The sequence below is a fragment of the Streptomyces sp. NPDC052079 genome (assembly GCF_040680275.1).
In the GTDB taxonomy this organism is placed as follows: Bacteria; Actinomycetota; Actinomycetes; order Streptomycetales; family Streptomycetaceae; genus Streptomyces.
The window spans coordinates 187,242-199,679 of record NZ_JBFAWL010000007.1 but is presented as its reverse complement, the minus strand read 5'-3'; the positions used below and the strand labels follow the sequence as shown (position 1 = coordinate 199,679).

The following is a 12,438-nucleotide window of genomic DNA, read 5'->3' as shown; positions in this document are numbered from 1 at the left end:
AGCGGGAGTCGAGCACACATCCGTGCTCCCTATCACGAACATCCCCTCTCGCAAGGCGCGTTGGCCCTAAGCAGGTACCGCAGCCCGAGAGGCGAGAGAGGTCAGGACCGCGCGCTTCGGAACGCGAGATATCGGCTGAAGGCTTCGTGGCTGTCGGGGGTGAAGCGCCACTTCAGCAGGGCGGACCGCAGCTCGGGCTCGGTCAGCCAGTCATGCCAGGCGACCTCGTCGGGATCGGGGACCACCGCGTCCGGCACCACGGCTTCGTGTACGCCGAGCCAGTGAGGGCTCAAGCCGCTGCGGTTGATGAATGTGAACAGCAGGCGCGGCAGCGCACGAATGCCCAGCTCTTCGGCCAGCTCCCGCGCGGCGGCCTGTTCGTAGGACTCGCCGACGTTTGCGGCGCCACCGACCTCTACCTCATAAAGTCCGGGGAAGCGCGATACCTGTTCCGGCCGTCGGTGGACGAGGATCCGGCCACGATCATCACGACACACCGTCACGGCGACCCGATGCAGCCAACCCTCCCGGATGGCCTCCCGACGGCTGACCAGCCCCAGCACGCGATCTTGACCGTCGACACGCTCCACCAATTCATCCACGACGCACACCCTGGCAGAGCCCACCGACAACGCCGGATGACGACACTTGTCCTGCACGCGGCGCACTATTGCAAGCGGGTGCTTGCAATAGTTAGCGGGGTGCGGCAGGGTGGGGGTATGGCATCGCTCAACGTCGGCAATCTTGGTGAGTATCTGCGCGAGCAGCGGCGCAGTGCGCAGTTGTCGCTGCGGCAGCTCGCCGATGCCGCCGGGGTGTCGAATCCGTACCTCAGCCAGATCGAGCGCGGGCTGCGCAAGCCCAGCGCGGAGGTGCTGCAGCAGGTCGCCAAGGCCCTGCGGATCTCCGCCGAGACGCTCTACGTCCGGGCCGGCATCCTCGACGCCGAGCGGGGCCGGGACGAGGTGGAGACACGGGCCGCGCTCCTCGCGGACCCCACGCTGACCGAGCGTCAGAAGCAGGTGCTGCTCCAGATCTACGAGTCCTTCCGCAAGGAGAACGGGTTTGGTGGAGCCGAAGACGGTGAGGCGACGGAGGATCCCGAGGTGTCCGCGGCCGTCGACGCGAGTGACCGCGCGGTGGACGCTCCGGACGGCGATGCCGTGATACGCCGGAGCCGTACGTCCGACGGCGGTACGTCCGCCGAGCGCCGCCCCCGTGCGGGTGGCGGCAGTGACAAGGGTCCGCGGCGGACGGCCGGCTGAGCCGGATCAGGGCACCGGCCGCCCGCCGCGGATCACATGAGAACCCTCAGCCGAAAACGAATCCGGGAGGACCATCACCATGGCCATCACCGACGACCTGCGCAAGACCCTCAGCGATCCGACCCCGCTCTACTTCGCCGCCGGCACCGCCGACCTCGCGCTGCAGCAGGCCCGGAAGGTGCCGGCCCTGGTGGAGCAGTTGCGCGCCGAGGCCCCGGCCCGCATCGAGGCCGTCCGCAACACCGACCCCAAGGCCGTGCAGGAGCGGGCGACCGTCCGGGTCCGGGAGACGCAGGAGACCCTCCAGGCCAAGGTCGGCGAGATCCTCGGCACGCTCGACACCGACCTGAAGAAGCTCGGCGAGAACGCCCAGGACCTCGCGCTGCGCGGCGTCGGCATCGCCGCCGAGTACGCGGTCAAGGCGCGGGAGACGTACGAGAGGGTCGCCGAGCGCGGCGAGCAGACCGTGAAGACCTGGCGCGGCGAGGCCGCCGAGGGCATCGAGGACATCGCCGTGGCCGTCGAACCGGCTCCCGAGCCGAAGCCCGAGCCGGTCGAGCCCAAGGCCGACACCGAGTCCGCCGCGGTGAAGAGGCCCTCCCCGGCCAAGAAGGCCCCGGTGCGCAAGCCCACCGCGAAGAAGACGACCCCGCCCGCGAAGTAGTCACCGCCGGGCGGTGTGACGGGGACGGGCCGGGCACTCTCATGGTGCCCGGCCCGTTCTCCGGATAGCCGACCGGTGGATGCGGGTACGGTGACGGCGTGAAGACGGCGCAAAAACGAGCCGAGTCTGGTGGTGGACGTAGTGCTGATGCAGGGCTTCGCGGGGTTCATGTGGCTGCTGAGCATGGCCCTGATCGTTTTCAGCGGCTTCGCGCTGATTGACGCCGCCACGCGCCGTGAGGACGCTTACCGCGCGGCGGACAAGAAGACCAAGCCGTTCTGGCTGATCATTCTGGCCCTTGCCTTCGTGGTGAACCTGATCTTCGACATTCTGTCGTTCCTGCCGATCATCGGCCTGATCGCGACCATCGTGTACATGGTCGACGTCCGCCCGGCCCTCCGCGGTCTGCCCGGCGGCGGCCGCGCCCGCAGGGGCGGCTCCAGCAGCGACGGCCCCTACGGCCCGTACAACGGCGGCCGCTGACCCGGGGGGGCAGATGGCCCGACTCCGCGCTCCCGAGAGGGGCGCGGAGGACCGCTCACGCCGCCCGGTCCAGCAGCAGTACCGCCACGTCGTCCGTCAGTTCGCCCCCGTTGAGGTGGCGCACCTCGTTCACGGCGGTCCGCAGCAGTTCCTCGCCGCGCAGCCCCTCGGAGAGCTGGCGGCGGATCATCTCCACCATGCCGTCCTGACCGAGCCGCTCGCCGGTGTCGCCGACCCGGCCCTCGATCAGACCGTCGGTGTAGAGCATCAGGCTCCACTCGGCGCCCAGCTCCACCTGCATCCGCGGCCAGCGGGCGCCCGGCAGCAGCCCGAGCGCCGGGCCGTTGTTGTCGTACGGCAGCAGGAGTGCCGGCACGCCCGGGCGGGCGAGCAGCGGTGACGGGTGGCCGGCCAGGCACAGGCCCGCCCGGCGGCCGTCCGGCGCGATGTCCACCGTGCACAGGGTCGCGAAGATCTCGTCGTCCGCGCGCTCGTGCTCCAGCACCTCCTGGAGGGTGCCGAGGAGCTGGTCCCCGCACAGCCCGGCCAGGGTCAGCGCGCGCCAGGCGATGCGCAGCTCCACGCCGAGGGCGGCCTCGTCCGGGCCGTGCCCGCAGACGTCGCCGATCATGGCGTGCACGGTGCCGTCGGGGGTGCGGACGACGTCGTAGAAGTCGCCGCCGAGCAGGGCGCGGGAGCGGCCGGGGCGGTAGCGGGCGGCGAAGCGCAGCGGGGAACCGTCCAGCAGCGGGGTCGGCAGCAGGCCGCGTTCCAGCCGGCGGTTCTCCTGGGCGCGCACCCGGCCCTCGGCGAGCCGCCGCTCGGCGGAGTCGGACCGCTTGCGCTCCACCGCGTAGCGGATCGCCCGGCTGAGCAGCCGGCCGTCCAGCTCGTCGCGGACGAGGTAGTCCTGGGCGCCCACCCGCACCGCCTCCGCGCCGCGCTCGGTGTCGTCGGCGCCGGTGAGGGCGAGGACGGCGTGCCGGGGAGCGAGCTCGAGGACGTGCTTGAGCACGGCGAGCTCGTCACCGTCGCCGGTGCGGCCCGGCGCGGGCAGGGCGAGGTCCAGCAGGATGCAGTGGACGTCGTCGGTCAGCAGCCGCTCGGCCTCGGTGAGATTGCGGGCGGTGCGGATGCGAATCGGCTTGCCGGACTGGTCGAGCAGGTCGGGCACGATCGGCGATCCGCCCGGATCGTTCTCGATCAGGAGCAGGGTGAGGTTGGTGTGGGCGGCCGTCTCGGCCTTGTCCGGCGGTGTGCCGGGCCGGTCGGTGGTGCTGCTCTTGAACGGGGCCGCGGTGTGCGGGGCCGCCGTCCTGGCCTCCGAGGAGTCCGGGGCGGGGCGTGTGCTGTGTGCAGCGGCCGGCGCCTGACCACCTTCCGCGGCCGGGATCGCTCTCTGCCGCGGTACGGGTGCGGGCATTGTTCCGGGTTCCTTCCCTCCCCCCGAGGGCATGGTGGGGGCGTCGGATCTCGACCCTGTCCCCGGCTCCCACTCGGGGTGCGAGCGGGGGATGCCCCTTCGAACGGGGACCATAGCGGTTGACGGCGCTGTAGCGGAATGGTGAAAACCACGCCGCTGTGCCATCGGCCATTGTCATATGCCGCGTTTGCTACCGCAGTTGGACAGGCCGGATGTGCTGCGGGAATGACGAACGTCACGTCCTCAGGGGGTTTGATCGGAAGATCCACGTGCTATGGGTCACGTGGCCTGTGTCACGGGGCCGTTGAGCACACCCGGGGGGAGCGCTCCGCCGGTCAGTCCGCGGCCGCGTCCGGGCGTACGGCCCCGAGGACCGGCATCGATCCGGCCCCGGCGAGGGTAACCGACCGCCCCGGGCGCGGGGCGTGCACCATGATGCCGTCGCCGACGTACATCCCGACGTGGCTGGCGTCGTCGAAGTAGATGATGAGGTCACCGGGGCGCATGTCCTCGATGTCCACGCGCTCCAGCTGCTTCCACTGCGCCTGCGAGGTGCGCGGCATGCTCCGTCCGGCCGCCATCCAGGCCTGTGAGGTGAGTCCGGAGCAGTCGTACGTCTTCGGCCCCTCCGCACCCCACTGGTACGGCTTCCCGATCTGCGCGGTGGCGTACGCCACGGCCTCCCTGCCCTGCTTCGTCGCCTTGCCGTCGATCTCGTCGAGGATGCCGGAGCTCAGCCAGCCGGCCTGTGCCTGGTCGGCGGCCTGCTTCTCCAGCCGGGCCAGGCGCTCCTTCTCCTCCTCCTCGAGCTCGGACTCGACCTTCTCGGCCGCCTTGATCCGCTTCTCGATCTTCTTCCGCGCCTTGGCCTTGGCCTTGCGGCCCGCCTCCAGTTCTTTCAACTGGGTGTCCGCGTCCTGCGCGTACTGCTCCAAGTCCTGCTGGGTGCGGGACATTTCCCCGAGCAGCCCCTTGGTCGCGTGCTCGCCCTGCCGGACCCGGCCGGCGCCGTCGAGGAACTCCTGCGGGCTGTCGCTCAGCACGAGGCGGGCCTCGGGCGGCAGCCCGCCGCCGCGGTACTGGGCGGCGGCCGCGGCGCCCGCGCGCTCCTTGAGCCGGTCCAGTCTCTCCCGGCCCTTGACGATCTTCTCCGCCAGCCGCACGATCTCCGCGGACTGCTTCTTCGCCTTCTCCTCGGCGGCGTTGTACTCCTCGGTGGCGACGGCCGCCGCACGGTAGAGCTTGTCGAGCTTCTTGCGTACGGCTTCGAGTTCCTTGTCGGGGCCGTCGACCACGGTGACGCTGGCGGTCGTGCCCGGGGGCGGCGGGGGAGTGGGGGCCGCGAACGCCGTACCGGGCGCCGCCAGTACGGTGACCGCACAGACCACGGCCACGGCCGTCGCGAGCAATCCGCGCTTGCCCGTCCCCATGACATCACCCCCGTGTGAGTAACCGTCAGTAACAATACGTCGCCGGGGGGATGCTGCCATGCCGACGCGCGAAACGACAGAGGGAGTCCTTCCCGCCTCTCCCGTCCGTGCAATCCCCGGCGCGACGATCGCCCCTCTCATGTGACGAACGACTCACGGAGATCGTTCCCGCCGTGCGGACGTCGCGGCCCGCCGTCAGTTCCGCGGCGCCAACGCCGCCCACCGCACCGTGACTTCCCCCTGCCGCCACCGCGCCGGCCCGTCCGTCACCGGCCAGTCGGCCCTGAGGTCCCGTACCGTCCGGATCCAGCGCTGCCGGGCGCCGTACGAGGCGTAAGGCGCCGCGGTGGCCCAGGCGCGGTCGAAGTCGCGCAGGAAGGCGTGCACCGGCTCACCGGGGACATTGCGGTGGATGAGCGCCTTGGGGAGGCGTTCGGCCAGGTCCGATGGGCGCTGCAGGGATCCGAGCCTGGTCGCGAAGGTGACGGTGCGCGGCCCCTCCGGGCCGAGCGCGACCCACACGTGGCGGCGCCCGATCTCGTCACAGGTGCCCTCGACCAGCAGTCCGCCGCGCGACCCCGTCGCCGGGTCGGCCGGCGCAAGCCGCGCGCACAGCCGCCGCCATACGGCGGCGACCTCCGCCTCGTCGTACTGGCGCAGCACGTTCGCCGCGCGGATGAGCACCGGCCGTCCCGGGACCGGAACCTCGAAGCCGCCGTGCCGGAAGACCAGGCCCTCCCGCTCGTACGGCCGTGCCGCCGCGACCCGGGCCGGGTCGATCTCGACGCCCGCCACGCGCGCGTGCCGTGCCGCGCCGCGCAGCCGGTGCAGCAGCTCGACCGCCGTCCAGGGCGCCGCGCCATAGCCGAGGTCGACGGCGAGGGGGTGCTCCGCGCGGCGCAGCTCCGCGCCGTGCGTGGCCGCGATCCAGCGGTCCATGCGGCGCAGCCGGTTGGGGTTGGTGGTGCCGCGCGTCACGGTGCCCAGCGGGCGGGATGCCACGGTGCCCAGCGGGCGGGAAGGGGCGCGGACTGTCATACGTCTGAGTATGCGGGTACCCGGAGCCGAACATGCGGGTACCCAAACGCCCCGACGTATGCAGGTACCCGCAAGACGCCCCCACGTGAGGGACGCGTCACAGTCTCGAACGGTTGAGCGACAGCCGGTAATGATTCGGCAAAGACCGGGACCCGGCAGTCCGACCGGAAATGGGAACGGATCCATCCGGTGTTGAGCCCACGGAGGGCCCGCACAACCCTCCGACAGCCATGCCCACAGCGAGGAGGAACGCCACGTGAGCCACTACATCGCGAGGCTCGGGCGGCGCTCCCCCGCCGCACCGCCGCGCCTGCGCCTGCACCGCAGGCCCCGCCGCGTGGCGATGCTCTCCGTGCACACCTCCCCGCTGCACCAGCCGGGCACCGGCGACGCGGGCGGCATGAACGTCTACATCGTGGAGCTCGCGCAGCAACTCGCCGCGATCAACATCGAGGTCGAGATCTTCACCCGCGCGACCGCCGCCGCCCTCCCGCCCACCGTCGAGCTGGCCCCCGGCGTCCTCGTCCGGCACGTCGACGCCGGCCCCTACGAAGGCCTCGCCAAGGAGGATCTGCCCGCCCAGCTGTGCGCCTTCACCCACGGCGTGATGCAGGCCTGGGCCGGCCACCGTCCCGGCCACTACGACCTGGTCCACTCCCACTACTGGCTCTCCGGCCACGTCGGCTGGCTCGCCGCCCAGCGCTGGGGCGTCCCCCTGGTGCACGCCATGCACACCATGGCCAAGGTCAAGAACGCCAACCTCGCCGTCGGCGACACCCCCGAGCCGGCCGCCCGCGTCATCGGCGAGACCCAGATCGTCTCCGCCGCCGACCGGCTGATCGCCAACACCGCCGAAGAGGCCGGCGAACTCATGGAGCACTACGGCGCCGACCCCGGCAAGGTCGCCGTCGTCCACCCCGGCGTGAACCTGGCCCGCTTCCGCCCCGCCGACGGCCGCGCCGCCGCACGGGCCCGCCTCGGTCTGCCCCAGGACGCCCTGATCCCCCTCTTCGCCGGCCGCATCCAGCCCCTCAAGGCCCCCGACATCCTGCTGCGCGCGGTGGCCGTCCTGCTCGGCGAACGCCCCGAACTGCGCTCCCGCATCTGCGTCCCCGTCGTCGGCGGCCCCAGCGGCAGCGGCCTCGCCAAGCCGGAGGGCCTGCAGAAGCTCGCCGCGCGGCTCGGCATCGCCGACGTCGTCCGCTTCCACCCGCCCGTCGGGCAGGAACAGCTCGCGGACTGGTTCCGCGCGGCGTCCGTCCTCGTCATGCCCTCCTACAGCGAGTCCTTCGGCCTGGTCGCCATAGAGGCGCAGGCCGCCGGCACCCCGGTGCTCGCCGCGGCGGTCGGCGGCCTCCCGGTCGCCGTACGGGACGGGCAGACCGGCTTCCTCGTCCAGGGCCACGATCCCGCCGCGTACGCGCGCGTGCTGCGCGACTTCGCCGACCACCCGGCCCTCGCCGACCGCATGGGCGAGGCCGCCGCCCGGCACGCCCAGTCCTTCGGCTGGGACAGGGCGGCCGCCGCCACGGCCGACGTCTACACGGCCGCGACCCAGGCCCACCGCCGTCACGTACGCTCGCACCATGGCTGACAAAGCGGCGGAGGCGGCGCAGGTCGTCGAGGATGTGCTGAAGGACGCGGAACTGGAGTGGGGGAGCCCCGCGCCCGGTTCGTACGTGGTGAAACTCCCCGGCACCCGCAAGCTCTCCACGACCGTCTCCCTGATCGCCGGCCGGCACACGCTCTCCCTGAACGCCTTCGTCATCCGCCACCCCGACGAGAACGAGGGCGCGGTCCATCGCTGGCTCCTCGAGCGCAACCTCAAGCTGTACGGCGTCAGTTACGCCGTCGACCCGCTCGGCGACATCTACGTCACCGGCCGCCTCCCCCTCTCCGCCGTCACCGCCGAGGAGATCGACCGCCTCCTCGGCCAGGTCCTCGAGGCCGCCGACGGCAGCTTCAACACCCTCCTCGAACTCGGCTTCGCCTCCGCGATCCGCAAGGAGTACGCCTGGCGGGTGTCACGCGGCGAATCCACCCGCAACCTGGACGCGTTCACCCATCTGCTGGAGCGCCCGTCGCCCGGTAGCGTCCCGGAGTGACCCCCACCAGCTTCCGGAAGTGCCGGGTCAGATGGGCCTGGTCGTAGAACCCGGTGGCGACCGCCACCCCGCTCGGTGACCGCCCCTCCAGCAGCAGCCGCCGCGCCCGCCCCACCCGCCGGGACATCAGATACTGGTGCGGCGCGATGCCGTACGCCCCGCTGAACGCCCGTACCAGGTGCGCGGGATGCGCGGACAGCAGCCCGCCCGCCTCCTCCAGGGTGAGCCCCTCGACCACCCGCGCGTCCAGCAACTCCCGCAGCCGCCGCGCGAGCACGGGATCCCGCCGGACCGCTCCGGCGCCCTCGCGCGAGCGCAGATGCTCCCGCAGCCGCTCCCCGACGAGCGTCAGCCGGCTCTCGGCCTCCAGCTCGTCGCCGGGCCGCACCAGCGCGGAGTGCACCTGCCCGACGCGCCGCCGCAGCAGCGGGTCCCGCAGATCCGGCCGGTCGACGGCGGCCTCGATCAGATCGTCCCCGAGCCGGCTGGTGTCCAGGTACAGCACCCGCTTGCGGAAGCCGTCGGCCGTGGCGGGGGCGCCGTTGTGGGGGACGTGCGGCGGCAGCAGGCTCACCGTGTCGTGCGGGGTGCCGTGCTGGTGCCGGTCCAGGTCGTACCGTACGGCGCCGTCGTCGACGATGAGCAGCGTCCAGGCGTCGTGGACGTGCATCGGATAGGCGTACTCGGTGAAACGGGCGTGGAAGACCTCGACGACGCCCGGGACGCGGGGCCGCCAGGCGGAGACCGTCGCCCTGGAGGCTGCCTGGGAGGGCATGCAAACAACGTACAAGACCGCGCGGCGGCCGGACCGGCAGTCTCACTCCATGACCACCAGCACCCGCTTCGACACGAAGATCGCCGCCCTGCTGCGCGAGGACCTGGAGCCCTGGCAGCGCCTCAACGTCACCGCGTTCCTGGTCAGCGGCCTGGGCAGCCAGTTCCCCGAGCTGATCGGAGAACCGTACGAGGACGCGGACGGCGTGCCGTACCTGCCGATGTTCCGCCAGCCGGTCCTGGTCTTCCAGGGCACGAAGGAAACCCTGAAGACGGCCCACACGCGGGCGCTCACCCGGGCCCTCCCCCGCGCGGTGTTCACCGGCGACCTCTTCGCCACGGGCCACGACGAGGCCAACCGCGCGGCGGTCCGCGCCGTCGGCACGACCGACCTGGACCTGGTCGGTCTCGCCGTCCACGGCCCGAGGAACGCGGTCGACAAGGTCCTGAAGGGGGCCAGGATGCACCCGTGAGACGCTGAGGGCATGACCGCGCCCGGCCGCCCCCTTCTGTTCCTTGACGTGGACGGCCCGCTGATCCCCTTCGGCTCCGGCGCACCCACGCGGGGACCGCTCACGGACGCCGGACACCCTCTGCTGGGCCGCCTCGACCCCACCGTGGGCGCCCGTCTGCTCGCCCTCCCCTGCGACCTGGTGTGGGCGACGACCTGGCAGCACGGGGCCAACGACACGATCGCCCCGCGCCTCGGCCTGCCCCGCCTGCCGGTCGTGCACTGGCCGGAGCACGATGACGACACCCCCGCAACCTGCGGCCTCCACTGGAAGACCCGCCACCTGTCCGAGTGGGCCGGCCTCCGCCCGTTCGTCTGGCTGGACGACGAGATCGGCGCCCCGGACCGCACCTGGACGGAAGCCGCCCACCCGGCCCCGGCCCTGCTGCACCGGGTGGACCCCACGAAGGGCCTGGCGGAGGCGGACTTCGAGGCGGTGCGGAAGTGGCTTTCAGTTGCTACCGGACTATAGACCTGACGGACCGCATGTCGGTGTGCCTCCGCGGCTCTGACGGCTGAGGCCCTTGCCGCGCGGACCCGGTCGGCTCACCGCAAGGCGGTCAGGGAGCCGAACCGAGGTCGCGTGCAGTGCGTCGGCACCGATGCTCTGCGTCGATGTCATCCAGCTCCCTGACCGCGGTCAGGCGCTCCTCATCGGAAAGCGGTCCGTACTCCTCCTGGAGCCAGTCCGTCAGTTCACGCAGTCCGTTACGGCCTACCGTCACCGTCACCTCTCTTCCGCCATGCTCATCAGAGCACGACGGCCAGACGCGGGTGGCCGGAGAACCCGGGCGGAGTGCCAGGCACGCGGGATCCGGCTGCCAGGGCAGCGCCCGACGGGGCCGAGGAGTGGGCCGCCCGGTCAGTCCGCCAGCGGGATGGTCGTCGACCTGCCCGGCCGGACGCCGTCCGGCGGGTAGTCGCAGTCGATGCTGGTCACCTCGCGGCCGCTGTCGTCGCCGTCCTTGATCACCACGCCCGTGCAGGCGCGGCCGTGTTCATCGGTCCACGTGATGATTTCCATCTTGTTTTCGGCACAGCCCGTGAGCAGCAACGCGCCCAGCACCACCGACGCGGCGAGTCCAGCCCTTCGCGGTCCAGTCATGGCATCCCCCCGTGACAACGGACGTACGGCGCACACCCGTGCGCCTGCCTCTGCGATACCCGGCGGAAGCAAACCGTCCCCAACTACCGGATGCGAAGCCGTCACGGTCGGCGGAATCAGCGCGTGCAGACCACGCTGATCAGCGTGAACGAGGCGTAGAACGGCCCTTCGGACAGCCCGGCGAACCACTCACGGCCGCGCGCCTCGTCGATGTGCCCCGCGTCGATGGCCTTCCGCAGATTACGGCCCAGCCCGAGGGTGTGGTCCGCCTCCGTAACATCACGGAAGACGGGTGTCGTGGCGCTCACGTCCGCCACGCGGAAACCGGCCCTTGCGGCGAGCCGCGCGAGGCCGCGGCCGATCGTCGCGTGACGCACCGCCACGCCGGTGGTGTACCGCGTCAAGGCCCGGCTCGTCTCCAGGTCCTCGGAGTCGACGATCAGCGTGTCCCAGTCGGGTTCCGCGAGCCCGATCCGAGCGCCCGCGCGGGTCACGCGGTGTAGTTCCGCGAGTACGGCAGCGGGCTCGGCGACATGCATCAGCACACGGTCGATCTTGGCGCGGTCCACGCTCCCCGAATCGACGGGAAGTTGGTGTGCGTCCCCCTCGCGGATTTCCACCCGCCGCAGTTCCGCCGTGCGCGCCCGGGCCTGCGCCAGCATCGCCTCGTCCCGGTCCACCCCGATCACGGTGCCGGTGTCACCGGCGCGTTCGGCCAGCGCGGGCAGATCCGTACCGGGCCCGCACCCGACATCCAGCACGGTGTGCCCCGCCCGGACGTCCAGCAGATCGAGCATCCGCCCCTTGTACGCCCGCCCGGCCTCACCGGCGGCTGCCCGCAGCATGTAGGCGGCCTGATCGGGCGTGGAAACACCGAGAGTTGTCGACATGCGGGTCAGTCAAGCAGGCATCTACGCCAGCCCCAGGATCACGCGTACGCATTCCTCCACCCGCCGTATCTCGCTCGGCGCCAGCAGACCGAGGCGCCGCCGCAGCCTCGGTTTGTCCACGGTGTGCAGATCAGTGCAGTTCACGTACGACTCCTCGTACTTGGTCACCCCGCAGTCGGCACCGACCGGGACATGGGTGGCGGCCGGCCCGGGTGTTCCGGTGATCACGGCGACGGTGACTGCCGAGAGTGGTTCGGCGATCCGGTTCACGGTGAGGACGACCACGGGGTGCGGACCGACGGGACTGGGAAGGGCGCACCCCCACACCTCGCCGCGCAAGGCGGAGCCGGCGTTCACCACTCGGTCTCGTCCGCCGCCGACAGTTCCTCCGCTGTCGCGGGCCGGACGCCCTCGGGGGTCGGCGCCTGGGCGCCCTGATAGAAGTCACGGATCTCCTGGGAGGCGGCGACCTCGGTCGCCTCGCGGGAGAGCAGCCGCAGCCCTTCGCGCAGGGCGTCGGAGAGCGAGTGCAGTTCGAGGGTCTGCATCACCTGTTGCAGATCCGCCATCTCGTCCGGGCGTAGCCTCACCTGAGCCACGCTCGTGGCGCCACTGTCGCTCTGCTTCCGGCGCGCCCGAGGGGCCCGTGCGGCGGTCGAGCCGCGCTTCTTGGCCGTGGTAGCGGGTGTATGGCTCTGCTGCCCGGACTTTGCGGCCATCCCTGCCTCCCCTCGCGTATGACAAACGTAG

General features: G+C 71.8%; 16 protein-coding genes. 7 read left to right on the top strand and 9 right to left on the bottom strand.

Annotation, left to right across the window (positions count from 1 at the left end; translation table 11 throughout):
- Positions 1-101: 101 nt before the first annotated feature.
- Positions 102-611, bottom strand: a complete 510-nt coding sequence (locus tag AB0L56_RS14710; protein ID WP_365423225.1) for an NUDIX domain-containing protein — start codon at positions 609-611, stop codon at positions 102-104.
- Positions 612-719: 108 nt separating this feature from the next.
- Here AB0L56_RS14710 and AB0L56_RS14705 point away from each other — a divergent pair, with 108 nt between their 5' ends.
- The 3 genes from AB0L56_RS14705 (at position 720) to AB0L56_RS14695 (ending at position 2,412) form a co-directional block, all read left to right on the top strand.
- Complete coding sequence (locus AB0L56_RS14705; RefSeq protein WP_365423034.1) at positions 720-1,265, top strand: helix-turn-helix transcriptional regulator; 546 nt, start codon at positions 720-722, stop codon at positions 1,263-1,265.
- Between the two features lie 79 nt (positions 1,266-1,344).
- Positions 1,345-1,929: a hypothetical protein gene (locus AB0L56_RS14700; protein WP_361031679.1), complete on the top strand. Its 585-nt coding sequence runs from the start codon at positions 1,345-1,347 to the stop codon at positions 1,927-1,929.
- Between the two features lie 147 nt (positions 1,930-2,076).
- Positions 2,077-2,412 (top strand): DUF2516 family protein, encoded by a 336-nt coding sequence (locus tag AB0L56_RS14695; RefSeq protein WP_365423222.1) that lies wholly within the window; start codon positions 2,077-2,079, stop codon positions 2,410-2,412.
- Positions 2,413-2,467: 55 nt separating this feature from the next.
- Here the strand turns inward: AB0L56_RS14695 and AB0L56_RS14690 are convergent, their stop codons facing one another.
- The 3 genes from AB0L56_RS14690 to AB0L56_RS14680 form a co-directional block, all read right to left on the bottom strand.
- Positions 2,468-3,835: a fused response regulator/phosphatase gene (locus tag AB0L56_RS14690; protein WP_365423031.1), complete on the bottom strand. Its 1,368-nt coding sequence runs from the start codon at positions 3,833-3,835 to the stop codon at positions 2,468-2,470.
- 335 nt (positions 3,836-4,170) lie between these two features.
- Positions 4,171-5,265, bottom strand: coding sequence for an NlpC/P60 family protein (locus AB0L56_RS14685; protein ID WP_365423028.1), 1,095 nt, complete (start codon positions 5,263-5,265; stop codon positions 4,171-4,173).
- 195 nt (positions 5,266-5,460) lie between these two features.
- Complete coding sequence (locus AB0L56_RS14680) at positions 5,461-6,252, bottom strand: class I SAM-dependent methyltransferase (protein ID WP_365423219.1); 792 nt, start codon at positions 6,250-6,252, stop codon at positions 5,461-5,463.
- Positions 6,253-6,559: 307 nt separating this feature from the next.
- On the opposite strand from AB0L56_RS14680, the gene mshA reads away from it, so the two are divergent.
- Both mshA and AB0L56_RS14670 read left to right on the top strand, forming a co-directional pair.
- Positions 6,560-7,897 carry a D-inositol-3-phosphate glycosyltransferase gene (gene mshA / locus AB0L56_RS14675; protein WP_365423025.1) on the top strand — a complete coding sequence of 446 codons (1,338 nt, stop codon included), beginning with the start codon at positions 6,560-6,562 and terminating at the stop codon, positions 7,895-7,897.
- Positions 7,890-8,408: a YbjN domain-containing protein gene (locus AB0L56_RS14670; RefSeq protein WP_365423022.1), complete on the top strand. Its 519-nt coding sequence runs from the start codon at positions 7,890-7,892 to the stop codon at positions 8,406-8,408. The genes mshA and AB0L56_RS14670 overlap by 8 nt, the downstream gene beginning before the upstream one ends.
- Here AB0L56_RS14670 and AB0L56_RS14665 read toward each other — a convergent pair.
- A complete protein-coding gene (locus tag AB0L56_RS14665) occupies positions 8,362-9,183 on the bottom strand; it encodes an AraC family transcriptional regulator (protein WP_365423019.1) in 822 nt (273 codons plus the stop codon). The genes AB0L56_RS14670 and AB0L56_RS14665 overlap by 47 nt on opposite strands.
- Positions 9,184-9,232: 49 nt before the next feature.
- Between AB0L56_RS14665 and AB0L56_RS14660 the strand changes: the two genes are divergently transcribed.
- Positions 9,233-9,655, top strand: coding sequence for a DUF2000 domain-containing protein (locus tag AB0L56_RS14660; RefSeq protein ID WP_365423016.1), 423 nt, complete (start codon positions 9,233-9,235; stop codon positions 9,653-9,655).
- A 12-nt stretch (positions 9,656-9,667) separates the two neighbouring features.
- A complete protein-coding gene (locus AB0L56_RS14655) occupies positions 9,668-10,165 on the top strand; it encodes an HAD domain-containing protein (RefSeq protein WP_365423013.1) in 498 nt (165 codons plus the stop codon).
- Between the two features lie 390 nt (positions 10,166-10,555).
- On the opposite strand, the gene AB0L56_RS14650 is transcribed toward AB0L56_RS14655, so the two are convergent.
- The 4 genes from AB0L56_RS14650 to AB0L56_RS14635 form a co-directional block, all read right to left on the bottom strand.
- Positions 10,556-10,798 carry a hypothetical protein gene (locus AB0L56_RS14650; protein WP_361031655.1) on the bottom strand — a complete coding sequence of 81 codons (243 nt, stop codon included), beginning with the start codon at positions 10,796-10,798 and terminating at the stop codon, positions 10,556-10,558.
- A 116-nt stretch (positions 10,799-10,914) separates the two neighbouring features.
- A complete protein-coding gene (locus AB0L56_RS14645; protein WP_365423010.1) occupies positions 10,915-11,688 on the bottom strand; it encodes a methyltransferase domain-containing protein in 774 nt (257 codons plus the stop codon).
- A 21-nt stretch (positions 11,689-11,709) separates the two neighbouring features.
- Positions 11,710-12,045, bottom strand: coding sequence for a type II toxin-antitoxin system PemK/MazF family toxin (locus AB0L56_RS14640; protein WP_365423008.1), 336 nt, complete (start codon positions 12,043-12,045; stop codon positions 11,710-11,712).
- Positions 12,042-12,257, bottom strand: coding sequence for a hypothetical protein (locus AB0L56_RS14635; RefSeq protein ID WP_365423004.1), 216 nt, complete (start codon positions 12,255-12,257; stop codon positions 12,042-12,044). The genes AB0L56_RS14640 and AB0L56_RS14635 overlap by 4 nt, the downstream gene beginning before the upstream one ends.
- Positions 12,258-12,438: the final 181 nt, after the last annotated feature.

Coding starts and splice junctions, on each gene's coding strand:
- AB0L56_RS14705 (WP_365423034.1), top strand. CDS start 720: ATGGCATCGCTCAACGTCGGCAATCTTGGTGAGTATCTGCGCGAGCAG.
- AB0L56_RS14700 (WP_361031679.1), top strand. CDS start 1,345: ATGGCCATCACCGACGACCTGCGCAAGACCCTCAGCGATCCGACCCCG.
- AB0L56_RS14695 (WP_365423222.1), top strand. CDS start 2,077: ATGCAGGGCTTCGCGGGGTTCATGTGGCTGCTGAGCATGGCCCTGATC.
- AB0L56_RS14690 (WP_365423031.1), bottom strand. CDS start 3,835: ATGCCCGCACCCGTACCGCGGCAGAGAGCGATCCCGGCCGCGGAAGGT.
- AB0L56_RS14685 (WP_365423028.1), bottom strand. CDS start 5,265: ATGGGGACGGGCAAGCGCGGATTGCTCGCGACGGCCGTGGCCGTGGTC.
- AB0L56_RS14670 (WP_365423022.1), top strand. CDS start 7,890: ATGGCTGACAAAGCGGCGGAGGCGGCGCAGGTCGTCGAGGATGTGCTG.
- AB0L56_RS14665 (WP_365423019.1), bottom strand. CDS start 9,183: ATGCCCTCCCAGGCAGCCTCCAGGGCGACGGTCTCCGCCTGGCGGCCC.
- AB0L56_RS14660 (WP_365423016.1), top strand. CDS start 9,233: ATGACCACCAGCACCCGCTTCGACACGAAGATCGCCGCCCTGCTGCGC.
- AB0L56_RS14655 (WP_365423013.1), top strand. CDS start 9,668: ATGACCGCGCCCGGCCGCCCCCTTCTGTTCCTTGACGTGGACGGCCCG.
- AB0L56_RS14650 (WP_361031655.1), bottom strand. CDS start 10,798: ATGACTGGACCGCGAAGGGCTGGACTCGCCGCGTCGGTGGTGCTGGGC.
- AB0L56_RS14645 (WP_365423010.1), bottom strand. CDS start 11,688: ATGTCGACAACTCTCGGTGTTTCCACGCCCGATCAGGCCGCCTACATG.
- AB0L56_RS14635 (WP_365423004.1), bottom strand. CDS start 12,257: ATGGCGGATCTGCAACAGGTGATGCAGACCCTCGAACTGCACTCGCTC.